Origin of the sequence: Streptomyces lateritius (assembly GCF_014649715.1) — a bacterium.
GTDB lineage: Bacteria > Actinomycetota > Actinomycetes > Streptomycetales > Streptomycetaceae > Streptomyces > Streptomyces lateritius.
On the sequence record NZ_BMTO01000017.1, the window covers coordinates 154,343 to 181,333 of the forward strand.

Annotated in this window: 10 protein-coding genes; 2 read left to right on the forward strand and 8 right to left on the reverse strand. The window is 66.2% G+C overall.

The window, feature by feature from the left end:
- Window positions 1-99: 99 nt before the first annotated feature.
- Together IE136_RS36060 and IE136_RS29630 are read right to left on the reverse strand one after the other, a co-directional pair.
- On the reverse strand, window positions 100-1,095 hold the full coding sequence (locus IE136_RS36060; protein WP_229819268.1) for a hypothetical protein: 996 nt from the start codon (window positions 1,093-1,095) through the stop codon (window positions 100-102).
- Window positions 1,096-1,753: 658 nt separating this feature from the next.
- Window positions 1,754-7,060: a sacsin N-terminal ATP-binding-like domain-containing protein gene (locus IE136_RS29630; RefSeq protein ID WP_189601847.1), complete on the reverse strand. Its 5,307-nt coding sequence runs from the start codon at window positions 7,058-7,060 to the stop codon at window positions 1,754-1,756.
- Window positions 7,061-7,475: 415 nt separating this feature from the next.
- On the opposite strand from IE136_RS29630, the gene IE136_RS36065 reads away from it, so the two are divergent.
- The gene (locus IE136_RS36065) at window positions 7,476-7,796 is read left to right on the forward strand and encodes a hypothetical protein (RefSeq protein WP_229819270.1); all 321 of its coding nucleotides are present in this window, start codon (window positions 7,476-7,478) and stop codon (window positions 7,794-7,796) included.
- Between the two features lie 34 nt (window positions 7,797-7,830).
- Here IE136_RS36065 and mads8 read toward each other — a convergent pair whose 3' ends face one another.
- The 6 genes from mads8 to IE136_RS29665 form a co-directional block, all read right to left on the reverse strand.
- Window positions 7,831-13,437: a methylation-associated defense system ATP-binding protein MAD8 gene (mads8, locus tag IE136_RS29640; RefSeq protein WP_189601848.1), complete on the reverse strand. Its 5,607-nt coding sequence runs from the start codon at window positions 13,435-13,437 to the stop codon at window positions 7,831-7,833.
- Window positions 13,437-15,101: a methylation-associated defense system protein MAD7 gene (mads7, locus tag IE136_RS29645; protein ID WP_189601849.1), complete on the reverse strand. Its 1,665-nt coding sequence runs from the start codon at window positions 15,099-15,101 to the stop codon at window positions 13,437-13,439. The genes mads8 and mads7 overlap by 1 nt, the downstream gene beginning before the upstream one ends.
- Window positions 15,092-19,417: a methylation-associated defense system protein kinase MAD6 gene (mads6, locus tag IE136_RS29650; protein WP_189601850.1), complete on the reverse strand. Its 4,326-nt coding sequence runs from the start codon at window positions 19,415-19,417 to the stop codon at window positions 15,092-15,094. The genes mads7 and mads6 overlap by 10 nt, the downstream gene beginning before the upstream one ends.
- Window positions 19,417-20,841 (reverse strand): methylation-associated defense system restriction endonuclease subunit S MAD5, encoded by a 1,425-nt coding sequence (gene mads5 / locus IE136_RS29655; RefSeq protein ID WP_189601851.1) that lies wholly within the window; start codon window positions 20,839-20,841, stop codon window positions 19,417-19,419. The genes mads6 and mads5 overlap by 1 nt, the downstream gene beginning before the upstream one ends.
- Complete coding sequence (gene mads2 / locus IE136_RS29660) at window positions 20,838-23,063, reverse strand: methylation-associated defense system DNA methyltransferase MAD2 (RefSeq protein ID WP_229819272.1); 2,226 nt, start codon at window positions 23,061-23,063, stop codon at window positions 20,838-20,840. Before mads2 ends, mads5 begins: the two co-directional genes overlap by 4 nt.
- A 166-nt stretch (window positions 23,064-23,229) precedes the next feature.
- Complete coding sequence (locus IE136_RS29665; protein ID WP_229819274.1) at window positions 23,230-25,350, reverse strand: AIPR family protein; 2,121 nt, start codon at window positions 25,348-25,350, stop codon at window positions 23,230-23,232.
- Between the two features lie 161 nt (window positions 25,351-25,511).
- On the opposite strand from IE136_RS29665, the gene IE136_RS29670 reads away from it, so the two are divergent.
- A complete protein-coding gene (locus IE136_RS29670) occupies window positions 25,512-26,291 on the forward strand; it encodes a hypothetical protein (protein ID WP_189601852.1) in 780 nt (259 codons plus the stop codon).
- The last annotated feature ends 700 nt before the right edge of the window (window positions 26,292-26,991 follow it).

Genomic DNA, 26,991 nt, shown 5'->3' on the forward strand with positions numbered 1-26,991 from the left:
GCTGGGGCACTGGCTGCTGAGCTGTCGGGTGCCCCAGCCCCACCCGTCTCTCGGTAGTGACGGTCCGTGAGGCTAGGTGGGGGTCCGGTCCGTGTTGACTCAGGGGCCGTATGGGCTCCAGTGCCCGAGAAAGGGCCTGAGATCGTCGGCTCGTGGTTCGGGGATGTCGGGCAGCTGGGGCGGTGTGTTCAGCGGGTCGAGGCGTTCCACACGTGCTGTCGCCCAGCCGATCCATGCTTCGGCTTGGGTCCTGGCCTGGCCTGGGGGCATGGTCTCGACCCGGGTGCGTACGGCGATCACGTACTCCGTCAGTCGGATGGCTTGGCGCCATGCCGTTTCCTGTGCTTCGAAGTGCCTGAAGCGGTACGCCTCGGCGTACTGGACACGTGCTTCCTCCATTGCGGCTTCCCAGCGGACGCGCTTCTGACGGGCCGCCTCGATCTCGTCGAGACGTTTGCGTTCGGAGGCTTCGCCGCGAAGCGTGACCTCCTGCGTGATTTCGGCGAGCTGATCTTCGAGGGAGCGTGCGGGGGTGTCGGACCATTCGCTCGCCCGGTGCGGCTGGCCGCCCCTGAGGACGAAGCGGAGGCGTTCGGACGGGGTGTAGTCGAAGCGGGGGATCCTGATCCAGGAGTTCTTCTTGGCCTCGGCGAGTTCCTTCTCGGTGGCGACGTGCTCAGTCCGGTCCTGCTCCTGGAGGACGAGGAACTCCACGGTCTGGCCCTGCGCGGTGATGGTGAAGTGGGGAGACGCCCTGCGGCGGCGATGGGGCGGCGGCGCGCAGCCGGTCTGCCCTGCCGCACTGGAGTGTCCTGCGTTCCCGGTGGCAGTGATCAGCGCCTGGATAAGTCTGAGGGCGCGACCTTGGACCGGCTTGGCCAGGCCCAGCGGCTGGGGTTCGTTCTGCATGGCCCGTACCACGCTGTGCGGCCGCGTGAGCCGCGAGGGGACAGGGACGGGTACGAGGGCCACGAGGCGCCAGGCGGGGACGTCGACGAGCTTGATCTCGTACCCACCACGGCACCAGCCCCCGTACAGCTCCTTTGTCTCCGGGATCCTTCGGATCTGCGCGCTGCGGCGACGCGGGCGTGCCACTTCTCCAACTCTGGACCGGTGCCGCTCTTGACGATCCGGCCGCCCGCTCCTACGAGCTCTTGCAGCAGCTGCTCCGAGAACGTCATGCGAGGCTGTGTGGAAGGACGTGGCAATCGAGCGGGGGTAGGAATTTCCTGCGCTTGGATTGGCGGGGGTTGCGGAGGGGCTGCCTGGGTCTTCCGCAGGCGAGATTCGTGGGGAGGGGTATGTGCCGTGCGCTAGGTAATGCAGGCCGGCACTCGTCAGGGTGACGCTCCACTGCCCGCCCTTCCGGGAGACCGTGACCAACCCCCGGTTCTGCAGTGCCTGGCACGTGGTCTTGTAGGCGCTGGTTTCCCACACGCCGGCAGGGCACCCGGCTCCCACCCACTGCAGTACCGAGAGCTGCCGCTCATTGACCTGCCGTTCCAATGGCCCGCCTTCCAATTGAGGTCGACATTCGACGGACGGATGTAGTCAGTTTTGGCTGTCAGCGACTGGTGCTTCGCGTGGCGTCTTCTCCTTTCTGACGTCAGCAGAAGACGCCACCCCCCGGGTCTAGTTGATCGTGTCCGGAGGGCGGGCCGGGTGTGAATGGACGGCGGCATGGGCGGTAGGCCATTCCATCGCCCATTCCGGCTATGAGTTCTTCTGGTCCTTCCGCATCGTGACGACCGTTCTACGGGACCGGGCGGGATGTTCCACGGGTGGGGGAGAACTGGTAGCGCAGCCCCCGTCCTACTACCAGGAACCGGTCACGTCCCGCCAACGCGAAGGGGTTCGGCAGCTCGAACACCTGTCGCCGGTCTGGATCAAGGGCAGAGGTGATCAGCAAGATCCGATAGCGAGTTCCGCGCGCGTGCTCCCGTGCTGCCCTCTCCTCGGAGATACCCAGCTCGAACTCCATCCGCTCGGTGTGGGACTCGCTGGTCGCCTTCACCTCGTATAGGCGCGTGGTGCCGCGGTAAGCGACCTCGAAGTCGTAGCCGTGGCCGTCGGACGCTGCCGCGTCCTCATTGAGGACCGCGGCGTAGCCCGAGACCCAGTGGACCTCGGCGTACCGGCGCTCCAGCCAAGCGCGTGCGGAGACCTCGCCCACCAAGCCGATGGCCGCCTTCTGCTCCTCGCCGAGCTGCGCCCTGTGCGCGACGACGATCCTGGGTGTCCGAGATTCTGGTGTGCGGCGGGGTTGCGGAACAGCTGCCATCGTGCCGAGCCGCACCTTCCCGGACTGCGCGAGGAAGGTCTCGTCGACCGTCCGGGCCGCCAGGTCGGCGATGGCTGTGAAGTGGTCGCGCCCCACGACGATCTCCTCCTCACCGATCTTGATCGTGGGCTGGACGGATCTGCCGGATCCGATGAAGCCTGACGAGGGTGTGGACGGTTGTGCGACGTCGCGAGCGGTGAGACCTAGAGCAGCGAGGTCGGCGCTGTGCGGCATGCCCACAGGCCAGCCCACTCCGCGGGCCACCTCACTCAGGAGCCGCTCGTTGCTCAGGAGGAAAAGGTCGGCCAGTCCGGAACCTTGCAGCGCGGTCCGCGCCGCCATTAGCGGGGTGCTGTTCCAGCCGGCTGGCACGGGAGCGTGGTGACTTCGGCACCAGGCGGGCACCAGTTTCGTCAGCACGGAGACCAAGCGGTCGAGCGCTGCCGTGTTGAGACGGCGTAGCTCGTCGACGGGCTCGAGATTGCCCGCGCGCTCCAGGTCGTCGTCGGCGCCGTGCGACCGCAGCCAGTGGGCGACGCGTTCTCGCATCTGCTCCTCGGGTGGGGAGGCGAAGCGGGGTAGCCAGTCCGGGTCGGGAGCCAGGTCCTCTAGATGGCGGGCGGCAGCGTACGCGGCCACGTCGGCTCCTCCCGCGGCCTGAGGTGCGTACCGCTCGCGCAGCCGGTCCAGAACGGCATCGGCGTGGACGCGGACGAACTCGCTGAACGTCCGCTCGTGGAGGTCCGGGTCGCAGACGGGCTTATAGGGGGCTCCGAGCGCGGCGAGTGCCTCGTTGAACGCCTTGTAGTCCAGCGCCAGGGCCTCCCGAAGTTCGGCAGGCGTCGTGGAGGTGCGGGCCACGGCGAGCAGTTCGGTGGCGGGGAGCGGCAGGGCGCAGGGGAATCGGCCGAGGACGGCGATCAGTTCCTCCTCGTTCGTGGCTTCGTCCAGGGCCTCGGAAACCGTGTCGGCGCGGTCGGTGCCGGCCAGGCAGACCAGGACGGGGCGCAGTTGTCGGACCATGTGGGGCAGGTCGTTCGTGAGGCTGCGCCGTATTTCCGAGATTCTGGACTCGTTGGTGTCGAGTGCCAGCGCGAGTGTGTGGTCGTCGATGTAGTCCGGCATCGCGCCGCCGGAGTGCCGCTGCAGCTTGACGAGAACGAGCTCCAGGGCGTCCTGCAGCGACGGCTGGTGGAGGAGTTGAGTGACCGCCGACGTGGACGCCTGCAGTTCTTCCCAACCACCGTCGCCATCGCGGTCGACGTCCCAGACAACGACGGTTGGGTGGTCGGGATCGGGCAGCGGCAGGCTACGGGTCGTCGGCGGAGGCTCCACACGCTCACCGGCGATCAGGATCTCGATCTCCTCGGCGCGGATGATGCGGATCGCACGCAACTGATCGAGGAGGAAGTGCACGGTGCGTTCGCTACGGCGCACGAACGCACCGGACTTGAGCTCCACCACCAGAGCTACCACCAGGACCAGCCACTCCCGGGCTTCAGTGAGCAGGGGATGGTCGTCCGATGGGCTGATCGGCTCCTTGGCGCGGTCGTTCACCTGAACCCGTGTGTCGGACAGCCGGACCACGGGCGTCCCGCTCGACTCGAGCCTCTTCGCGATCCTCGCGCCGTCATCGGATCCGGCGATCAGGACAGGATGACCCGCGAGTTCGACGAGACTCTCCTTCAGCGGGTCGGCTTCGTCGCAGACGTAGACCGGATTTTCCCGAGAGGAAGGCGTGAGGCTGGTCAGAGCGTGCTTCTGGACCACTGCCAGCTGCGCCGGCTTTCCGGCGGGCCAAGGCCAGCGCTCGCTATCCGCTACGTGGGACCACGCCCTCCCGTAGTGCTTCTTGAACGAGACGTTGAGGTGGTCGGGTACTCCACCCGTGGCGACGATCGCGCCGAGGTCTCGAACGGCAGCTCCTGCGTGCTCGGATTCGTCCCAGAACCGCAGACCGCATCGGCGTAGACGTTCGAGCACCGGCTTGTCGGCCAGAGCCCGACGGATCGAGAGGGGGAGTGAGGGAACGAATGCCGGAAGTTCGCCCTCGGTGCTGAACCACGCACGGTTCGGCGGGACGAAGGTCGGACCGTCGGCGTCTCTGGCCTCTACCGGGAGCCAGGGCATGGAACGCAGGAAGGATGCGAGTGGGCTCGGCCATGTATGGGGGTCCCGATTCCGGTCGTGGTGCGGCCGGTGAAGGGGGACGGTGAAGGCTGTGTCCGCCCAGGTGCGAAGACCGATGAGCAACAACTCCGCGAACTCTCGGCGGGCGGCCGTGCCCAGCTCCGTGACCTCGACGGCGCCTGGCACATGGGCCAGCTGGCGGCGGAACTCGTATGGTGTCCATGGGTGGGCGAAGTCGCTCCAGGTACGGTGGACGTCCTTCGACCAGGCCCGTCCGAGCTCGTCGCCGAGCGACAGCCTCCGGGCTACGACTCCCGGTGCCATGTCCCGGCCGTTGGTCGGCCTCAGTCTGCCGCCGACCAAGGAGAGAGGCAGGCCGTCGCCCACCCCGACCGCCTTCAGGAATTCCACGTAGGCCGTGAGGTCGTTGACGGGAACGGGCCAGACGTCCGGGTTGCTGAGCCAGCGTTGACGCAGGGTCGCCAGTGACGGAATCGAATCGCCGCCCGCCTCCAAGAACTTCGCCAGTCGTCGCCCGCCCTCGGTGCGCCAAGCGGGGGAGAAGAGGCAACTGGTCGCCTTGATCCAGCCGCCTTCACCAGCGGGCAAACGGAGGCCTGTCCGGGGCAGCCGTCCGCGCTCGGCCTCGGTGAGGGAGGGGAAGATCCGGAAGGCGAAAACCAGGGCGTCTCGGCACAGGGCGTCCGAGGGGCTCTTGGCGAGGAGATCCCTCAGAGCTTCGAAGACCCGGTCGGTCCGGTACGGGCGTACCAGCCGATGGGCTTCCAGGAAGGTGCGTCCGGGGCGTCCCCAGGCGATGGCGGGGTGCGTGAAGGCCATGCGGCGGCGTAGGGCTTTCAGCGCCTTCGGCACCTTGGTGGCGCCGTTACCGCCTTCGTCCTCAGGAAGGAAGAAGACGGACTGCTCGTTCTTGCCGGCCGTTTCCGTGCCACCGAGCGCAGGCCAGAGCCGGCCGTCCTGATCGAGGATGATCCGCCGGCCGTGAAGGTGTTCGGGATGGTCGGCGAACGCTTGTGCAAGGTCGTCGTAGAAGTCTGCCCACAGGGGGACCGGTTGTTCTCCTCCAGCGGGCTGCAACCGTTCGGCGAGGCGTTCCACCCACGCTGCGCTCGTCTGCGGCATCGGGTGCATGAGCGTTCCGAGAAGGTCCCGGTGGAGTTTGATGAGACGGCCCCGTCGGAGTGGCCCGACGGAAGAATCGAGGAGGCGCCCGCCGGCCTGGCTCAGCGCCTCGGCGGTGAGGACCGTCCAGGGACGCCTTCCGTCAGGCCACGCATAGGAACTCCGAAGCGTGCCCCACGAGTCTGCCCCGACGAGGGGAACGATCGGCTCGTCTGCCAGCTTTCCGGCAAGGGCCTTGTCGATCCGGGCCGGGTCGTCCCAGCACACGAGGTCCAGGACGAGGTCCCGGACCGCGGAATACGGTCCCTGGGAACGTAGTGCCGACATCAGCTGGAGGCATAGTTGCGCCATTTGGTCCAGCAGGAACGCGTTCAGGGCCACGGTCTCGCTGATATGAAGTCGGGCCAACTTGGTGAAGAACGGGGCGTGAGCATGGCCGCGGAAGGGGGCACGGGCCGCATCCGACATCGGGAGGAAGGTGTACAACAGACCCTGTTCCAGGTCTTTGTCCAGCCGGAGCGCGACTCCGACCCAGGCTTCGCCGTCCCACTTCAGCCACTTGGCGTCGATCTCGCGTGCCTCGACGCTCCCTTCGATCACCCGTCGCAGCTCCTCAGGGGCAAGCGTGCGGCGGGCCAGCAGATAGCGTCCGCCTTCAGCGAGGTCAACCTCCTCGACCCACCGTGACTCCTCTCGGGCAACCAGCTTGGACGGGGCTACGGAGCGGGCCAGCACACGGCGACCGTCCCGATCCCCATCGCCCTGGACGTCCAGGATCAGCTCACCGACCCGGTCCAGGAAGAGCAGGAGCGGCGCTTCACCGCTGATTGCTTCCGTGGCCTGCGTGATCGCGGCTTCCGCCGCGTGCTTGTTGCGCAGTGGCAGGCGTACGACGGTGGAGAATCCCTCTGCGGCCAGGGACGTGAGTGTGGCATCGGTGACATCGGCCGGAACCGGAAGAGCCAGCGGCGAGATGTCGTCGATTACCCGGTCGGCCAGCTCTGGGTCGTCCACCAGCTCGCGCACGTCCTCAGGACGCGCGAACCGGAAGCAGAAGCCGTCGAACTCCACGGATGACGGGGAGGCCTTGGAGTAGACCTCGGGCCAGTCCGTCAGCTGGAGCACACTGCGGAACCCGAGCCCCTTGTTGCCGATGCCTTCTCCGGCGCCCTTGTCCGACAGGGCGAGTTCTGTGATCGCGCGGAAGTTGCTGTCGGTGAACCCTGCGCCCTCGTTGGCGACATACAGGACACCGTTCTCGCCCGCTTGCAGGCATACCAGGACTGCGATCCTTCCAGCGCTGCACTCGGCCAGCGCATCGTGCCCGTTCTGGATGAGCTCCAATACGGCGCGGCCCTCGTACTCCTGGGCCGTGTCCTCGCTGACCGACTTCAGGCTCTCGGCGAATCGCCAGTCGTCGCCTGCCTGGTCGTAGATCTCGATGCGCCGCCGGGTCAGCGTCGTGATGATCTCCTGGAAGGCCGTGCTGGCCTCCCCGTCTCTCATGGTTGAGATGGCTTATCCCCCCTCTGTGTCACGCACACAACCGGTGCGTGACAGGAACCATGGCGTTCTCCCGAATCCTCTTGCAGCAAGGCTCACTCTTTCCGGCCAACTTGGCGGTGACTCATAGGTTGGTCGAAGGCAGCCGTGTGGCGGCTCCTGATCAGAAACCATCCGGTGAGAGGCGGCGCGAGAAGGCTCAAAGAGACGCTTCAAGCGACCTGGCTGTCAGTGGCGGATGCTAATGCGGTAGGCGCTCTGCGACCTACTGGACGAGGACTGCGCTCGGGTCTCGAACCCTGAGTACGTCCTCTCCCTCTCTGGCTCACCTCCGGGCCCGTGGGCCGGAGAGCGCTCTTGGACGGCATGGTCGAAGAGTTGCTCCTCAGCCACCGCTGGCTTCGACCACCCGGACAACGTGTCCTTCGGCGTAGGACGAGTCTCCACCGCCTACGTCGGCTGTTCCGGCGTCGCCTACGCCTCCCATTCCCGCGAGCACAGCCTCGCCAGCGACGAGCTGGTCACCTGCGAACTGACCGTCCAGGCTCTGTGGTGCTTCAGCCGCCAGACCCACCAGATGATTGAGGACGGACAGGACCCGTCCATGCCTGAGCAGTACGGTTGGCGCTTCCTGTGCGCCGCCTACTCCTGGCTCACCACCGCCCGAGCCGAGGCGGCGTTATCTTTCGCCGCGCGCATTGGAAGGAAGCCTGGCTGTATCCACCAGTCGGAGGGCTGAGCCGTATCCATTGAGCGGTGTGCGCCAACGCGCATCACCTACCGCCTCCCGCAGTCTTGGTCCCACCTCCGTGCATCGTCACCCGGGGGCGGCACCGGATGCGCAAGGCACCGCTGGTGAATGCAGGGTCGGTCGCCTTGCTCGACCACACGTACGCCTCGCCAGGTTGGAGCTGAGCCATCTGCTCTGAGCGCAGCCCAGCGAAGGCGGTGTTGGCCTTCTGGAGGTGCTTCAACCAGGCCGGCGAGGTGAATTTGTGCAGAATGACATGGTCGGAGAGTTCGATCAGGGAGATCGGCACGGAAGGAGGATCCTGGCTGGCGACCAGGATGCTCATTCCCTTGTGTCGCATCTCGCGGACCGTCTCGACTAGACCGGCGACGAGGTCGGGGCTGTCGATGTATTTGTGGGCCTCGTCGAATACGACCAACTTGTTGAAGTGCTCCTCTTCGCCTTGGGCCTCGGCGAAGAGTTGCATGAGGACGACGAAGAGGCCGAGGGCCTCGTCCTTCTCGATGTACTCGTCGCGAAGGTCCACGATGATCAGGCGGCCGGGGCGGATCAGCTTGGTGAGGTGGGCGCTGTCGTCGATGTAATCCTCGGCGAGGTTCAGTCGCTCCTGGGCGAGCTGCTTGACGTGGTCCGGCATACCGGAGTTGGCAACTCCTTGCCGAATAACGTCGAGACTCAGGTTGTTGCGGTTCGCCCGCATGATGCGGGTGAGCTGCCGGATGTACGTCGACTGGTTACCGACAGCGCCCATGAGGAAGCGCCAGTGGGATACCTGGAGTTCGCTAGAGGAGAAGGCCAGTGGCTGAACCTCGATACCAGGGAACTCCTGCCGCCGGACGGCCACTTGATCGGCGGGGGCGAGCAGCAGGACGTCCGTCAGGGCCTGGGGTTCGGCCCCGTAGCGCTCCTTGAGTACGTCGAGCTGTGCGCTGTCGTCGTTCGGCCGAGCCATGGAGGTGAATTCCGGGGCGTAATCCATGGTCCGGCTGTAATGGAACACCACGGTCGCCAGGGGGTGGGGGAGTGCATTGATAGGCGGGGTGGGCAATGTGGCCATCTCGATGATGCTGCCCAGGGTGTAGCTCTTGCCGCCTCCCTGCACGCCGAAGAGGCTGATGGTGTGGGTCTCATAAAGGTCGACAGCGACTTTCCGGCCAGCCACTTCGCCGAGCACGCCGTGCTGCGAGGACGGACGAGTGACGCCGAGGAAGATTTTGGGGAGTGTTCCTTGCAAAGTCTTGGCCGGAGTAACGGGGGTGGGCTGGGCGTCGATGGTCGGAGCATTGTGGAAGCCGCGCTGGTCGAGGACGGCGTCCAGGGGGGCCTGGTCACGGAGGGCGGGTACGGGAGCAGCTGCTTCGATACCAGGTGTGGACTCTTCCGAATCCGGGTTGTTGGTATGACCCCGCCGTTCAGCGGGGGTGGGTGCGGAAGCATCGTCTGCCTCGGGTGACGCGCCAACCTCGTCGACGACGGGCACCGCCTCCCCTTCGCTTGCCGGACCGTCCTTCGACTCCGGAATGCTTGCCATGTCAGGTGCACGGAATGCCGCGTCGGGGAGGCGCGGAACCGAGAGCTGTAGCAGCGCCAATGTGGGAGCGGTGGCCGCAGCATCCGCCTCCGGAGCGTCCCCGTTCGGCTCCTCGACCAGCGCGTCCGCAGGGACATTCGACCGCACGGTGGGGATCGCGTTGATCAGTTCCGTGATCAGGTCGTTGCCGATCCGGTGGTACCCCACCCCGTCCTCGTGTTCGCGATCGGTGCCGCTTCGTGCGAGATCGAAGATCAGCCCACTGCGGGTGAACTCGAGGCGATAGCCGTCATCGAGACTGTCGAGGAGGGAGTGTGCGGCAGTCCGGGGCATGTGGCCCACGGTGCCGTGGCGTACCGCCCGCTCCAGATAGAAGCGGAGCATTGAGGCTAGGACAAGGTTCTTAACCGGGCGGTCCACCCGGTCTGGAGTGGAGCGAGCCGGGTCGAAGGATTCGGCGAGGATGGTCTCGCTCTGTCGTAGTTGCTGGGCGACCTTCGTCTTCAGGCGCTGGTAGGCGCCAATGTCGTCGAGCGCCGTATAGCACTTGACCTCGACGAGTCGGCAGGTGATCGTCCGCCGTTGTGCGTCGAGGTGGAACAGGGCGAGGTCGCTGCGCTGGAAGGAGAGGGCTTCGCCGAGTTCGCGGGACTGGCGGCGGGCTTCGGTGTAGAGCTCAGGATGGGCGTCGAGCGGGACGACGACCTGGTTATGAAGCGCGCCCTGGTAGTCCAGGTAGAGGCGGGCCAGGGAGAGGCCGAGGACCTCGGTGCGCTGGTTGGGGGCGGTTGAGGCCAGCTTGAAGGCGAGGTTCCCGGAGAGCAGCCGTAGTTGCTCGAAGAAGCTATTGAGGTGCCGCTGCTCTACGTCGAGGCCGTGCTGCTCGGCGGTGGGGCCGAGCAGGTTGCGGAGTTCGTCGACCGAGTTCGAACTGACCATGATCTGGTGACCGAGGCTGCTGTCGAGCGACGGTGCATAGTCGATGACGTATTCAGGCCGGTCATGTCGGCCGGCGTGATCGAAGTACTCCAGACCGAGGGTGCGGTCGATGGTCACGACCCAGTCGCCGATCCTGTGGGCCTGGTAGAGGAGGGCTCGGTCTTCGTTATCGAGGGAGAGGACGGTGCAGGGCACGTTGCGCGGCGCCTGTCCTGCGGTGGCGACGTTGGCGGCGGCGCCGGCGAGCAGGCCGGGCAGGCGGCTGAGCAGGGTGGCGAGGTCCTCGGCGTCCTGCGTTGGCAGAGCGGTCCCGTGACGTGGCACAGTCCGCCAGACGATCTGCTGGTCGGTGTCCTCGTAGGTGGCGGACGTCGCCTGGACGAGTCCGTGGACCGGAGCGTGCGCGATGTCATGACGCCCGACGGAGCTGTGCTGTTCGCCGCCGAAGGCGTCGATGAGGATGGTCAGATGGGCGTCGAACTCGCTGGACAGTTCGTTGAACTCCTTCACGGAGCGCACGGAGTAGACGAGTTTCGCGTTCCGGGTGCCGCCCGTGGTGTGTAGGAAGGCCTCTGCTTCGGCAGAGGAGATCTGGGTCTGGGCGCTGAGCAGCTCGCCCAGGGCGGCCCCGGTCTCCGGGGCTTCCGGGTCGGTGACGCACAGCCGGATGTCGTACGTGAGATCGCGGGTGGTGGGACGTCGCTGGAGTTCGAGGAGTGCGTCGGCGACGATCTCGGCTCGGCCAGCATTGACGACGTTCATGACGAGGGTGCGGACGTACGGGTGGAGGCGGATGTACCGTTCCATGCGGTCGGCCAGTGCCGTCCCAGACAGCGCACCGGCTCCGCTGGCGACGCGGGAAGCTGCGGTCGGCAGGTGTAGTGCGGCGGCGAGCTGGCCCAGCAGGCCTCGGGGATCGGCGGTCTCACTGGGGAGGTAGGCCCCCCAATACGGGGTGAGGTTGTCCACAGCGGCCATGAGGCGTCCGTCCTGGCGGGGGACGGCGAAGGGGAACCCCAGCGGCGAAAGCGCCTCGAGCAGGGAGTCGCGTGCGGCGATAACGTGCCGCTTGTCCGAGCCGTCGAGCCGCTCAGTCCACTCCAGGCCCATGGCTGACCAGCTGGCCAGCCAGAGCGCACGCAGCGGGTGAGTGGGGGAGACGAGTAGAACGGTGTCGCGACGGCCGAGGCCGTCGGTGAGTGTGGCGGCCACGCAGTCGATCTGTTGGAGCCGGGCCAGCGCCACGAGCGCGGCCCCCCGCGCATCGTCGCCGGCCCGTTCTGTTTGAAGCGACTGGGCTTCCACCAGTTCGGCGTACGCCTCGGCGTAGGTCACGAGTTCATCGCGTACGCGCTCGAAGTCGACAGCCTCGCTGACCAGGAGCTCGGCCTGCCCCTCCGCGTCGTCACGCCGACCGCTCATGGCGGCGAAGTAGGCGCTGCGAGCGAGGAGGAAGGCGTCGTACGTCTCGGCCGCACGTCCGCTGAGCGCCTCAGCCAGGTCGCCGTCGTTGCTTCCGGACATCTCGGTCGTGCCGTTGGGGCGGAGTACGAGGCGGCGCAGCGAAGTGTCCTCGGGGCGCGCGAGCAGATCCTGCTGGACCTGTACGAGCAGTGGGGAGAGCCGGATTTCAGCGCTTCCCGCTGGACGGATTCTGGCGTTCAGGGCACGCTGCGGGCTGCGAGGTGACGACGGCTTCCACCTGATGTCGGTCAGCGTGACACGGGACGGGTCTTCCCCGCCGACGAGAGCGTCGAATTGCAGGGACCGGAGTGCCTGCGCGACTCCGTCGTAGCGGCCGGCGCTGCGCTCGGGTGGCTCCTCGGTCTCGGCGTCGGGGATGACGTAGAAGCGCTCGCTCTCACCACCGGGCAAGCCATGGGCGCCGGGGGCGACGTCGAGCGGGTCGCCCGAGCCGTCAAGCGGGGTGACGCGGATGTAGTGCCACCCCTCCTCCCAGTCGATCTTGTTCAGTTTGCGCAGTGGTGCCTTGTACTCGGGCTTGGCCCGCGTTCCCCTTGCGACGTGGGCGATCCGCCCGATCGGGCCGCCACCCTCCGAGACGATTTCCACTCGGAAGCGTTCGAGCCCGTCCACCTTGAGCGGAGAGGGCTGGACCGTGAAACGGGCCGTCAGCTCGCGAACGCCCTTTTCGCCGGCGAGGAGGTACGGCTGGCCCACCATTGCCTGGAGCGCCGGATAGGTGTGCTGTTCCTCGACGTTGTCGCCAGCGGCAGGCAGGTCGAGCTCGCGGACGTCGACGGAAATGGTGGCCCGTCGCCGCTCGTCGATGCGCCAGTTCCCGAAGGAGAGCCCCCAGTTCTCCCGGTCAACGACGATGCGGCGCGTCCATGCCACCGGGTCCTCAAGGCCGCAACGGGTGGCGAACCCGGCGAGCTTGATGGCGAAGTCCGCGTCGTTAAGACCGAGATCGAGAACCCGCTGGCGTTCCGAGCGATTCGACGAGGTCAGCTTGTCGACCAGCCCCCGGTTACGCTCCGCCCGGTCCTTGACCAGAGTGGGGTCGGTGTAGAGCTCGAAGTCGGGGATGAGTCCGAAGTGGTAGACCGCTGCGCCGGCGACCTGCTCACGGAAGCCGTTGATCTGTAGCGTCAGCAGGTAGGTTGCGATCGCGCGATCGCTCAGCCGGCGGTCGGTGTTGCGGCGGAGAGCGGCGAGCAGCTCGTCCACTCCCAGACGCAGGCGGTTCGGTACCTGCTGCAGTAGGTGGTCGGCAAGCTGGCCGTATGCGTCGCCGAGCGGAACTTCCTCGAAGGTCGCGATACCGAAGGAGTCCTCGGCGCTTACCCGGGTGCCTGGCGGAACGAAGACGAGGAGCGGCCCGGGCAGTACGCCTTCGCCTTCGGTGCGGTTACGGAGCTCGACCAGTTTGGTGCTGGTGACGGTCACATCGTGGAACGGGCGGTCAGGGTTCAGGTCCTCCGCGGTTCCGAGGAGGCACACGGTGGCAGCCGGACCGAGCGCCCCGCGCAGTCGGCGCACCAAGGGCGCCGCAAGATGGGCCTCGACCTCGGTGACGCGCATGCAGTGGCCGGCGCTTCGCTCCCCCACCAGTGTGGCGAGCCGCGGCACGAGGACGCTTTCCAGAGCGTCGCGGAGGTCCTTGGCTGTGATCTCCGTCAGTCCGGTGGCGCTCATCAGGCCCCTGCTCCCGTCGTTGCTTCGGTCCCGATGGTGTACCGGGGGGTGATGGTCTGCGTCAGATAGGCGTCGGACATGTCCTGGTAGTAGCCGATCTCCCGGAGTCGGTCCAGGAACGCCTTCGCGTTCGAGCGCAGCGCCGCCTGGTCGTCCAGGTGCGCGCCGGAGAAGCCATCGGTGTCCGGCAGCTGGTCGATATAGAGCCCGTACCGGTCGCGCAACAGGCCAAGGAACTCGTCCACTCGCATCGGCGCGGTCCTGAGGTTCCCTGTCCCGTCGTCGCCCTCCCGGAGCAGCGACACCTGGAGGAGCACTTCGAGGAGGCGGGCGTCGAGAACGAACCGGCGCGCAGTGCCGCTGCCGGCGGAACGTCCGCCACGGGGCTGCGCGAGCAAAGCGCCGGGCCGGTGCTTGAGGAGCATCGAATCGAGGCAGTCGATGAAGTAGCTGCGGTAGTAGCGCCCTCGGTAGTGCATCAGCATCTCGATGTACTCGTCGAACGGAGAGAGCTCGAGCTGCGTTATCTGCTTCAGCTCGGCGGGCAGGTCTTCCTCCTCGTCCCGTACGCGGTTGACCCGCTGCAGAAAGAAGGCATCGCGGTCCTTGGTGTACGACTTGCCGAGCCGTTGCAAGGCTTCTTCCGGGGTGAAGTAGTTCCGGCCGGCCGGATAGCTGAGATGGGTGGTCTTGAGCGCCAGGTGTTCGGAGAACTCGTCGAGCTTCTTCACCCGGTAGGTGGCCTGGATGAAACGCGAGATCTGCCGGTACCAGATTTCCGCGCTGTGCTCTGCGAGCGCTGCGGCCGGGGTGCCGGGAACCCCTTCGACATCGAGGAAGAGCCGCACCCGGTACGGGCAGCGGTCCGCGGTCTCTTCGCCCTGGTGTCCTGCGCGGCAGGCGGCGGATCCCGCGCCGGCCTCGACCACCGTCGGCAGCAGCTTCAACATCCGCAGGTGGTACAGGGACAGGTGAAAGGCGAAGAGGATCTTCAGGTAGTCCACGAGGACGGTGCGGGGCATGTGGTCCTGGTGGTACAGCAGCCGCATGACGTCCTGACACAGCTGCTGTGCCGGTTCGGTGCACAGCGGAGGATAGGGCTTGCGTGGCTTGCTGGTGTCGGGGCGGTCCTGCATCTGCTTGCCGGCTTGCTGGACGAGGTGCAGCAGGGCCTGTGTCTCCACGTCGGTGCCCGGGCCTGGAGTGATCTCGCCGGTGGAACGGTCCACGTCCGAGAAGAAGAACTCACGGAGCTGCTTCAGCGCCCCCTCGTTCTCCGCGAGCATCTCGTACAGCTGCTCGTCGGCTCCGTACGGGCGGGACTTGCGGCTGTTGCGGAAGCGGTAGGTGAAGCCGTGCAGCGGCCGTGGGCTGGCCACGGCCTCGGTCGCCTTTCCCCGGTTCACCAGGTCCAGCAGGTGGGTGGACGTCCAGCGCGTGGTGGTCTCCCGGTCAAAACTTTCGAAGACCTCTGGGTGCTGCAGGAACAGCTTGACGAACACGTTCACGTCGAGAGTGTTCGCCCGGCTGATCTTGCTGGGCATTCCGCCGTGCCACAGGCGGGCCAGGAGCGCGGTGAGGACGCGGTCCATGTCCAGCGCCTTGTAGTCGATCCGGCTGATGCCCGGGTGATGGAACGTGCCCAGGGATGCGGTCAGCGCCATGTCGTCTCCTCCACCCCGGCGGCGCGCGGACTGGCCACGTCACCGTGGTCGGCCGATGCCGTCAGTTCTTCCATGTGCAATACGGAGTCCTTGGTGCGGTGGATCCGCCGTAGGTCATGGCCGTGCGTGGTGAGAATGACTTCCTGGTACGGGACGGCTGCGAGCCGGTTCTTGAAGACGGCAAGAGCGAGCTGCTGCCCCTGCAGATCGGCGACCGAGGGCCGGTAACCGCGCTCGAAGCGCCGCAGTAGCTCGAACAGGTCGAGTCTGATGTCCAGTTCGGCCGTGCCGCCCTCGTTGTTGTTGGCCGGATCCTGGTAGCTGAGACGCAGCGAGGTGCGTCCGGACTCGATGTACGGGGAGGCCGGTGCGGCTCCGGGTTCCAGGCGGAAGCCCTCGGCAGGGAACCGGCGGAAGCTGCGGATGGTGCCGCCGGGCACGTCCCGAACTTTCAGCGCGAGGGCGTCCCCGATGCGTTCCGGGGCGACGAGCCCTTCACCACGGTTAAGCGCCCGCAGGATGGCGTCCCGTTCCTCGGTGCCCGCGTCCGTGGCCTGGGACAGCAGCTCCATGAACTGCAGCACCGAGGGATAGGGGAGCATTCGCTCGGCCCGCTCCTCGTCGTGGAGCTCGAAATAGAGCAGCCGACGGACCGTGTCCACGTACCGGCGGTGGGCGGCGGCCTGAGAAGCGCGTTCGTTGGCCGATCGGCCCAGCAGCGCGAACTCCTGGCGGAGCAGGACGCGGTCGCGGTCTCCACGCCCGTCGACGGTGACCAACGCCCGGTCCTCAAGGAGTCCGACGTAATCGAGCCGTCGGTCCAGTTGCGGCAGGGGCACTGCCGCAACGTCGGCCTCGCGCAGCAGAGAGAGCAACCGATCCCGTTCCCGTGGCGATCCGTCTGGGGCAGGCGGGGATCCGAGGTGGGCGGAGAAGTAGAAGCTGTCCAGGACCTGCTGGGCCTCTCCGGCCGCGTACAGCTGGTGGATCTCGGCGCAGTCGCGGCCAGAGGTGAGGGTGTAGGCGAGGGCGGAGCGCAGGTCGCGCAGGGTGATGTGGAGCTTCCCGCGCAGCTGGGTCAGCTCGTAGACGCGCCGTAGGCGCCGCTTGGCTTGGGGTCCGGCGGCGGGGTGCTGGAAGGTCTGGGCGTTATGCCGGGCGTAGCAGACGGCGGCGAGGTCGCAGCTCTCGCAGTCCTCCCAGAAGCGGTCGTTCGTCATGCGGTCGAGCATCCGCTCCAGGAGCGACTCCCCGTCCTGGGGCTCCCCGTCAGCATCGAGTGGACGAGCAGTGACATCACGCGCGTTGAGGTTGACGACGGCGACCGACTGCCCGATGGCGTTTCCTGCGAGACCGAGGTTCGCCAGCTTGGCCAAGTGCGGGAAGCGACTGTGGTGGTGGCTGAGGAAGTCGATTAGCCGTCCCTCGTTGATGGCGATCAGCCGGGTCTCGCCCTGGACCTGCCAGGACGACTCGTCGGTTCCGGCGAACGGCGCGAAGAACTCTTCCAGGACGTCGTCGCCGCTGGTCTCGCCCTCGTCCTGGCTCCCGTCGTGATTGGTACGGAAGCGGTGCCCGGCCAGCGTGAAATCGGTGCCGTTGGGGCGAGCAGACTCGAACTCGGCTCCCAGGTCACGGGCGTGCCTCTCGAAGCTTTCCAGGAAGGCGGTCTTGCCGTCGCCCGCATTGCCAGTAACCACGACCAGCGCGTGCCGTCCCTCACGAAGGGCGGGGACGAGTTCTCGGTCCAGCGCTGTCTCGACGTACACGGACATGGTGTGCGGGTCGAGGCCACGGGTGCCCCGGTTACTGCGCCGACTCTGGCTGTAGAGCGTCTGGAGGTGCGCGACGAACGAGTTGCTGTTCGGCTCGGGCGGGCCGCCCTGGACGTCGCCTCCTGCGGCCGGGGGCTCGGGCTGCTGCTGACCGAGCGTCGGTTGCGGTGCCGGCGCGGGGGCGACGCGCACAGACTCCAACGTCTCCAGCGCGTTGAGGAGCTCCTCTGCGGTGTTGAACCGCGCACCTCGATAGGGAGAGACCGTACGCAGCAGGATTTCGGCGAAACCGGGCGACAAGTCACCGAACCCGCTGAACTCGGTGCGCGGGTCCAGCGGACGTACGCCCGGTGACGGCTGACCGACGCCCTCCCAGGGATACTGCCCGCCGGTCAGTGCCTCGTACAGGGTGACGCCGAGACCGAACAAGTCACGATCGGTGTACCCCGGACCGTCGGCGGGGACCTGGTCTAGGTCGGGCGGGGTGTAACGCGGGCTGGTGTAGGTGTGCCCCTCGGAAGAGTCCGCAGTCTTCGCAATCCCGAAATCGATCAGCTTGACGCCGTCGTCAGTCCACAGCAGATTGCTCGGCTTGATGTCGCAGTGCCACACCCCTCGCTCATGGATGTGACGCAACCCGCGAGCTGTGTCGATCGCGAGCCGCAGGACGTCGGCCGCGCCCATCCGCCCGCCCCGGATTACCTCGGCGACGTCCTTGCCATCGACGAACTCGAAGACCAGGTACGGATACTCGTCCGGTGGCATGAGCCGGTCCGCGTCGACCATCGCCACCACGTTGGGGTGCCGCGCATCCTGCAGTCGCTGCAACACGTCCGCCTCGCGGCGCAGGCGCTCCAGGACGGAGTCCCGGTCCCGCAGGACCAGCTTCACCGCCCGGTCGACACTTCTTATCGTGTCGTACACCCGGTAGGCCACACCGAACGAACCGGGACGGCCGAGCCGGTTGCGCACCAAGTACTTCGTGCCGAGCTGGAAATCGGCCGGAAGCTCGCGATAGAACTCCGGGCCTCGCGGAATATCCGATGTCTGTTGCGCAGTGGCAGCGGCCGAAGCCCCAGGGCTGGAGGACGAGCCGATGCGTTTGGCCGGGGCGTTCCGTGCGCCCATGACGAGGTCGAGTCGCCGCAGTGCCTCGACGGCTGTGGGTCGGTCCGCCGGATCCGTCGTGCACAGCTTCTGCAGCCAGTGGGCCAGTTCCACGCGTACGTGAGCTGCTTCGAGCGCGCTGGCCGGCAGCCGTCCGGCAGCGCCAGCCTGCTCGGTGGCAGAGGAGAAGGGCAGCTCGCCGGTGAGAAGCTGGTAGCCGATGACGCCGACGGCGTAGATGTCGGCCTCCATGCCCATCGCCGACGGGTCGGTGTGGCACTCGGGCGCCAGATACGCGCGGTCGGCGATCTGGTGAGCTTCCAGTCCCACGGTGTGAGCGCGCCGCTGCGCGGTCTTCGCGTACTCGAAGCCGGTGAGCATCGCCCGGCCGTCTTGGGTGATCAGGACCGTTGACGGGTTCAGCTCGCGGTGCGCGATGCGTCGGTGGTGCGTGTGCGCGAGACCCATCAGGATGTGTCGCATCGTGCGCAGCTTCGCGTCGGCAGTCAATGGGTCGGCAGCCCCGGTCAGGTGCAGCGCCAGCGCGTGTCCTGGCACGTCGTCGTAGACCGTGACGAAGACGCCCTCGTCGTCATCGGGGAAGAAGTCCCGGACACCGACAACGTTCGGGTGCGAGGGCAGCTTGCCGAGCGCCTCGTATGCGATGCCGATCCGCTTCTGCTGCAGCAGCCGCTCGGCCTCAGGGGCGTACGGGTCAGCCTTGCGGACCGACAGTCGGACCGTGCCAGAGCCGTGCGGAGCGATGGCGTTCTTGGCACGGTACTCGCGGTGGATGCCGTCGCCGCTCTCCTCGGGCGCGGTCTCTCCGAGCCGTTCGATCACTTCCCAGCTGCCGAACTGCAGCGGACCGGACGGCGGACGGGATGCCCCCTGGACCGTACGCACGATCAACTCGTGGTGAGTGGAGATGTCCGTGTCGAATCGGTTGGTGGAGGTGGGGACACGGCTCACGTCCGCGAGCTGCCCGATCAGGTCTGGCAGCTTCACGGTGTCGCGAGCGTCCAGCTGGCGGGGGGTCCGGTCGACGAGCAGGGCGTCGGGAAAAGGCAGCACCACGAGCGCGTCTGTGTAGAGCCGGGATAGTGGCCGGTGGGCCGTCTCCAGGATCGTCTTCAGCTGCTTGGCGTGATTGCGCAGCTTGGGTAGCGGGGAGCGGAACGGTGCCCGCCGGGACGGATGCCACTTCCGGCCGTCGACCTCGATACGGCCCCGAGTGCCCTTGACGTCGATGACGTATACGGCGTGCCCGGTGACCACGACGACGTCGACCTCGAACAGCTCGTTCCGTTGGTGCGGAATCTCGATGGAGTGCAGGACCGTCCAGTCGTCAGGGGCGTGATCACGCAGGTGCGCGATCACCCTCCGCTCGGCATCGTTGACGGCCTCCCCAACTGCAACGATCCTGGCACCCATCAGCCGGCGGCCTCCTCGATGGCGGTGGTGAGCAGCGCGAGGGCCTTGTCTTCGAGGACGTCGGCACGGTCGCGGCATTCGTAGGCGTGGCGGACGGTGGCGGCGATGCGCTCTCGGTCGGCGGGGGGCGCGAGAGGGACCGGGATTTGGGCGCGCAGGCCCTCGTGGATGTCTTGCTGTTTGCCACCTACGCTCAGTGAGCGGAGGAGCCGGAACGCGGCCTCGGAGCGGAAGAAAGCGAAGAGGTAAGCACCAGGGACTTCGGGGTCGCCGCTCACAACACGGAGGAAGTGCTGCGTGTAGACGTACTTGAGCCAGCTTCCAGTGATGAGGAGAGGGCGGCAGAAGACCTCGTTCTCACCGAGAGTTCCTTGCGCCGCAATCATGATTGTTTCATCGCACGCGAAGATCCCCGACGGTGCTTGCTCTGCGCTGATCCAACGTCCCTCCGGCTTGAGCCAGAAGCCTTGTCGTTGCCCGATGAGTTGAACGCCGTGCTCAGGGTTACTGTCCACCCTCTTGAACCGTACGCCAGATCCCAACTGGCCGCCGGAGCAGATCTCACCGAGGGACTTTCCAGGCACGGATCCCAGCTTCTCGGCCAACTGCCGTGCCCTCGGGGCGAAGTTCAGTGCCCGCAGCGAAGTGGGCCCCAAGGTTGATACGTCGAACCCTAGGTCCCGTTCTTGCTGGTGCCAGCGAACGTCAATCAGCTCGGGCAGGCCAACGCTCTTGAAGAGGTCTTCCGTCGCGCTTACCAAGGACGACTGGAACTCGGCACGCAGCCGTGCGCACTCCTCCACCAGGTCATGGATCTGATCCTCGAGTTCCGCCTCGAACCGTGGGACGGGAAGCCCCGCGATGTGGTGCGGCTCGATGTGCTTCACCGCCGACCCGTACACGGATCCGCGCACGAGCGACTCGCCGAACCGGCTGAGTAGGAAGGCGTACAAATACCCGGACTTGATCTTCTCCGGATTTGGCTGGACCTTGAGGATGTGCTCTGACGCCCAGCAGTCGCCCATATCGGGACGCACGTATGCTCGCCTGCCAGCGTAAAACCCAGAGCGGGAGATAAGAGTCATGCCAGGCTTGAGCTGCTGGTCTGCGAGGGCCGGGGATTCGGCATCCGATTTCTTCAACCGAGGCAGGCCAGTCAGGTCGGCCGCCATCATGTCTCTACTTCCGAGCCAGGGCACACTGTACTCGGGGTCGGTGAGGTATACCCGGCGAAACATGGGTCCATAGAAGAGCCCGCCCTTGGGCCCGGTGGTCACCGCTTCCAGCGGCTCCGTCTTCGGCAGCCGCTCCAGGAGCTTCTTCGTCTTCAACGCACCCGAGACGTATGGTGCGGCATCCAGCCGGTGCCCTTGCTCCGCAAACCAGCTGGACATCACCGGACTGGAAATACTCGCGATCTTCACGCGCCCGCCCCCGCGACCTGGCGCGTTTCCACGCCCGGCACCGGATGCTTAGCCCGGAACTCCCGGTACTTCTCAGCGATCACCGGCAGATCGTTGTCGATGACCGGCTTGCTGCGCCTCAGCGGCCGAGTGACCTCCTTGCCCCGGATACGGAGCCGCTCCATCACGACCTCGGTCTCCAAGATGATGTCCCCGTTGGGCTCACGCTTGTACAGGTCGTTGCCTCGCCGGTCGAAGCCGACCTTCTCGGCGACCGCCATGAAGACTGGGTACGGCTTCTCCGTCCCCATCCGGTAGTTGCGTACCTCCTGCTCGGTCTTCCGCTTCAGGAAGAGGAGCGTGGTGAGGATGTTGACGTTGGCGTCGACGACGAACGTCTCCACCGGGAGCTCGACGCTCGCGAGTACCCAGCAGTGCTCCAGGATGTACCGGCGGATCGCCTCGTCGGTCGGCCCCGGGTTCGACAGGATGCCGTTGGGCAGGACGATGCCGATCCGGCCGCCGGGCTTGACCCATTCGATGGCCCGCTGGATGAACAGCTGCTCCGGCGCCATGCTCGTCGGCGTACTGGTGCTGCTCGCCTCGACCTCGCCGGTCTCCTTGTTCCGTCCCCACGACTTGGCGATGCCATCGCGGAACGAACCGAGGACCGACTCGTCGCTGACCGGGATGTCCGCCCCGAACGGTGGGTTGGTCAGCAGTACGTCGACGGTCTTGCCGAGCGGGATCTTCTTCTTCGCCAGCTCCACGCCGGCGAGGTGCCCGCGTGGGAAGGCGAGGGAGTCCATGTGGAAGACGTTGCCCGTGGTCTGAGCGAGCGTCATGATCGCCATGGTCGTCGCTCGTACCAGGAACGGGTCGAAGTCCGAGCCGACCAGGTGCTTCTCCGCGTACGCCTTGAGCCGGTCGCCGTAGCGCTCGCGCTCCTCGTCGGTGTCGGGGAAGCCGAAGGTGCCGGCTTCCTTCTTCCAGCTGTCGCGCAGGTGCTTGAGTGTGGCCTGGAGGAAGCCGCCGGTGCCGCAGGTCGGGTCGAGAACCGTCTCGTCCTCCTGGGGATCGAGCATCTCCACCATCAGGTTCACCGCGCCGCGCGGGGTAAAGTACTGGCCCCGGTCGCCGCGCAGGTTGGTGCCGACGAGCTCCTGGTAGGCGATGCCCTTGGCGTCGACATCGGTGCCGGTCAGGTCGTACGGGGCGAGCTCACTGACGATGAAGGCGAGCGCCCGGTCGGACAGGGTGATCTCGTCGCTGGGCTTGAAGACGTCCTTGTACTCGGTCTTGACGTCCTCGAAGAGCTCCTTGACGCGGGTGCTGATGGCGGCCCGCCCGTCCTCGTCGAACATCTCCTTCAGTCCGGTACGAAACCGGCCTCGCCCGGTGCCCCGGCTGACCCGCTCGTCGTACATCTTGGAGAAGAGTAGATAGAGGAACTGCCAGAACGCGGCGTCCTTCGGCATGCCCTCGTTGCCGTGGATGTAGTTGTGGCAGCGCCGGAAGGCGATCTTGAGCATTTCCGGGTCGGCCTGACGCAGCCGCTGGTGTGAGGCGACGGTCCGGCTGCCGATGGTGCCGTCGACGACCTCCCAGTCGCTGCGGTCCTCGAAGGTGACGCCGAAGTCGCCGACCACCTTCTTGAGGAAGAAGAAGTCGACGCCGTCCGTCCACATGCCGTCCACGCACTTGGGTCGGTCCTCGTTGCCCATCAGCTCTTGGAGCTCGGCGAGGTCCTTCTCCGCCTGCTCGGGCTCGCGGATCTTCACGACGTTCTTGCCGCGCTTGGGCTCCTGCTTGCAGACGACGACCTGGCGCAGGTTTGCCGTGGTGTGCGGCATCCCGGACTCGAAGATCGCGATGTCGGCCTTCTTCGTCCGCTTACGGGCACCTTCCTCACTCACCGTGACGGAGAAGTCGCGGGCCATGTCGTGCGGGTCGATGCCGTGCTCGTGGACGAGCGCCCGTGCGATGCGCTGTCGGACCTTCTCCTTCGGCGTCTCCTTGATCGCCTTGCCAGCGATGTAGTCGACGACCTGGCCCTCTTCCAGAGCCGTGACCTGGGGCTGGGTTTCGTCCGCCGCAGGCTCCGCACCGTCCTCGGGCTGCTGCGGGATGTCCAGGTCCAAGGTCAGTTCCTCCATCAGCGTGCTGCTCTTCTTCCTCGTGCTCAGTGGTGCGGGCGGCGTCTCTATCGGGCAGGTCCGCGCGTGCCCGATCACAACCGCCACCTGCGATCCTACGGCCGCCGGAGCACCCTCGACGGCGGTTCCCGTCAGGTGATGCGGCCGTCTACCGACGGCGCTGCGCGAGCGTATAGCGGGGCACTGACAATTCCGGGGGGCGCGTCGTCCGGCACCGGCGCGCCCCCCCCACCTTCGCCTCACGGCCCGAGGGTCAGTCCGCTGCCGGCTCGTCCTCCACGTTCAGCCCTTGGTCCAGCCGCACAGCCAGCGCCAGGTCGTCCAGGGACCCCTCACCCGGAACGAACCAGCGGAGGGTGCCCTGTACGGACGACGTCACTCCGGACGCCTGCTGACGCATCTCCTTCGCAAGACCACTGGGCGAGTACCACTCGCCGTCCGCGTGCCACTGCAGCGGGTAGCGGCCGTTGTCATTGCTCCAGGACGCCAGAGACCGCTTAGCGTCCTCGGCCAGCCATTCGGACATGTCGCGGCGCTCGGGCTTGCTGTAGGGCCGGTACTCCAGTACCGCGCCGTTCGCGATGCGGCCGTTCGCGATCAGCGTCGTGACCGCGTTCACCTGCCGTCCGTGCGTCTCGACTTCGGTGACCTGGTAGTCGTCGCCCAAGGGCGGCGCGTCCTTGCCAGAGTCCAGACCTCGCAGCGCGGCGCGGACGACGCGCTCGATCCGTTCCGTGTTCCGCACCGCGGCGATGATGTGGCTGGACTTCCCGTACTCCTGGTCGATGGCGGAGAGTGACCAGGCGAGGGCGTCCCGTACCAGCTCGGGGACCTTCTTCAGTTCGTTCGGCCAGTAGAAGTCGGGGTCCTCAATGGACCGGGTGTTCAGGCTGCGGTAGACGATGTGGGTGACCAGCAGGTCGCCGTGGAACGCCGCAGCGTCCGCCCGCCACAGTAGTCCGTCGCGAAGCTCTTTGAGCCGGGCTCGCACCGCACGGAGGAGCTGGACCGAGCGCCAGACCCGGTAGGCGTTGGGTGACGAGCCGAAGATCTCCTGATAGGTGTCGTCCTCCCAGAGGCCGGCGAGATTCTGGTCACGTTTCGCCGCCGCCGCGAGCTCGGCGTTCGGGCTCGTGGCAGCCAGGGCTTCGGCCGCCTCCATCATTGAGCAGCCGTGATCGGGCTCCGGCAACGCCTCCCCCCGCTTGATCACGTAGCTGAGATGCAGCATGAGGGCGAAATCATCCCGGAGCTGGACCTGGGCTTGATCAAGCGACTTGAAGTCGCGCTCCTCGATCGGGTTCTGCGTGTTTGTGGTCGTGGTGACCTGGTCGCCGAAGCCCGGCGGGCAGTCCTCCAGTGAGATCAACCGGACCATGACCCTGCCGAACTGGGCGGAATCGGGGTTTGCGGTATACGCCCGGTGGATGGCGCTCACCGTCTGTGCGCCGTTGACCACGCTGACCCCGGTGAGCTGGAAGTCGCCGACCTTGCCCGGGACTGACTTGCCGATGGGTCTGATCGTTTCGCAGAGCATGGTGATGCCGTTGCTGAAGTACCAGAAGTGCTCTGGCTGCTCCAGCAAGGTGTTCCTGATCTTGATGTTGACATCGGTCAGGTCGAGGTTGTCGCGGATGTTCCGGGCGAAGAGGCCACGTCGGTGCTCGTTGTAGAGGTCTGCCAGATCTGGTGCGGTCATCGTCCCGTACAGGGCCTTGTACGGGGTCGACTCCTGGATGAAGCCGTCCAGGCGGACCTTGGTGTCGATCTTCGGAGCGGCTGCGTCGCCGAGGATGGCACGGTGGAAGTCACGTAGGTCGAGAACCTTGTAATCGACCATTTCTTCGACCTGGTTGAACTCCGCGCACTTCTCCTCGATGAGATCGCGGATACCAGGGTCGAGCGGCGCGGTCCGAACAAGGGCGAGGACAAGAGTGATCTTCGGGGTGCCGGACTCGTAGGCTCGCTCGATGTCGGGGACGAATGCTTGGAAGCGGCTGTTGAACTTCGAGTACTGGCGGTCGAGCATCATGCTCAGTCCCCGGAACATCCGGTCGACCTCGCTCTCGCCGAAGCCGCCCTTACCCTGTTCGCTCCACTTGGCCTGCACCAGGCAGATCCTCGGCTGAGGCGACCTCACCTCCACGGCGATGGAGTCAAGACCGCGGTCGTCCTCGCCGTCGAAGACGCTGAGCGCCGCGACGCGGTCGGGACAGGGGTGCTCGATCTGCACGGCGAGGGCTGCAAGCCCTCGGCTGAGGAAAGCCTCTCGCTGCTTTGGTTCCTGAGCCCGGGCCTTGTCTGTCATGTCGATGAGGCCGGTGAACCGCTCCTCGATCGCCTTGCGGACGTACCCCACGTGCAGCCTGCTCATGCCCACCCCTGTCGATGCGTCAGATCGTAAACACCCTATCCGGGGGACAGCTTGATGCTCATGGCAAGTGACCTGTGAGTGCGATGGGTTGGCGACTTCGCTTCATAATCATGATGGTGGGCTATGGCGGCCCGGTGGGCCTGCAGTGGGAGGAGCACGTCATGAGCGAGCTGGTCAACCAGATCACGGCACTTGAACGGAAGGTACGAGAGTCGGACGAGGCACGTCAGGTGGCCGACCGTCTCTGGGACGCTACGGAGGACGTACTCGACGAGCTCCGCTCGCTGGAGTCGTCGTTCTACACCTTCAGCTCCGACATCGACGGATTCATCGGCGACAACGACTACCCGGCGGTTGAGCGTGCTGCGTACGAGATTCAGGGCTCTGTTGCTGCCCAGCGCCTCCTTCCGCTTGTCCGCCGCGCCATGCTGCTTCTGGCGCTCCGCGAGGGTTCCTCGCTTCCGGACCTCGGCGTAATGGAATCCGTCCCAGAGCTTGCACCCGTCGATGCGGCTCATCCGTCCCTCACTTGGGAAGAGCTGATGCGGGATTCGGAGCGGGATCTAGCATCCAGTGAAGAGTCGCTGCGCAAGATCTGGTGCGATGAAGGCGACGAGGCCGAACTCGATGAGCATCTGCACGATGCGAGGTTCGAAGCAATCCGTGATCGGGCGACCCGTGCAGGCTGGCAGGTGATCGCTCTCTGTGACTACATTGCCGAGGAACTGGTTCCAGACCTCGTGCGCTGCACGGAACACCTTCTGATCGATGACGCGCTTCGCGCTGTCGCGGTCATCGACATCGCGGGCGACGAAGCGCCCAAGGCCTACAAGGTCTATGAGGCGGCGCTCTCCGAACAGTACGAGCAGAGCCCCGGCTCACTGGGAGCGATGGGCGAGCACCTCGTGCAGTTCGAATCATGGATGCACTCTCAGTTGTAGGTCATCACGGAAGGGGCGGCGACTCCAACGGCGGCGGCGGTCAAATGCGGTGGTCGATGGTGAGCGAGATGGTGCCACCGGAAGCTCGGATTCGTAGGCGTTGTTGAGCCACTCGTAGGCCTCGCGTTCGCGCTGTACGGCCTTGTTCAGGCCCTCGCTCACCCGCGCTCAAGTGTTTGCCCAAGCGTGACCGTTCGCTGGCGGCAGCCACAGTGGCTCCGTGTGACCGCCGGGGTGTGCGTCGAGAGTCCGCACGTGGTGCCCATAGTGCACGTAACGCACATTGATCTAGTGCCCGAATTGCGTCACGTGCGCCGCTGACCTGCGGTTTTCGTTAACATGTTTTCCGTTGACGTGTTTCCGATGACGCACCATGTGGAGTGCGTGGCAATTCTTGAGCCCGCAGCAAAAGGCTCCTGACCTGCTGATTGTCTGATTCCCCAGGTTGCGGGCGGGTTGTGCCGACATGTTTCCGTAGGCCCATCATGTCGAGTGCGTCGCGATCCTTGAACCGAACGCAAAGGGCGTCTGACCTGCGCTTTAGGGCAGTGTGCATGATGTGCGTTGTGCGCGTTAAGGGCGATATCTTGACGCTCGTGACGCATGCTTGACGCACGCCCGGCACACGTCCTGATGGGTCGTCAGCACGAAAAGGCCGCCTCCCACACCAGGGCCACAGCCCGGTGTGGGAGGCGGCCTT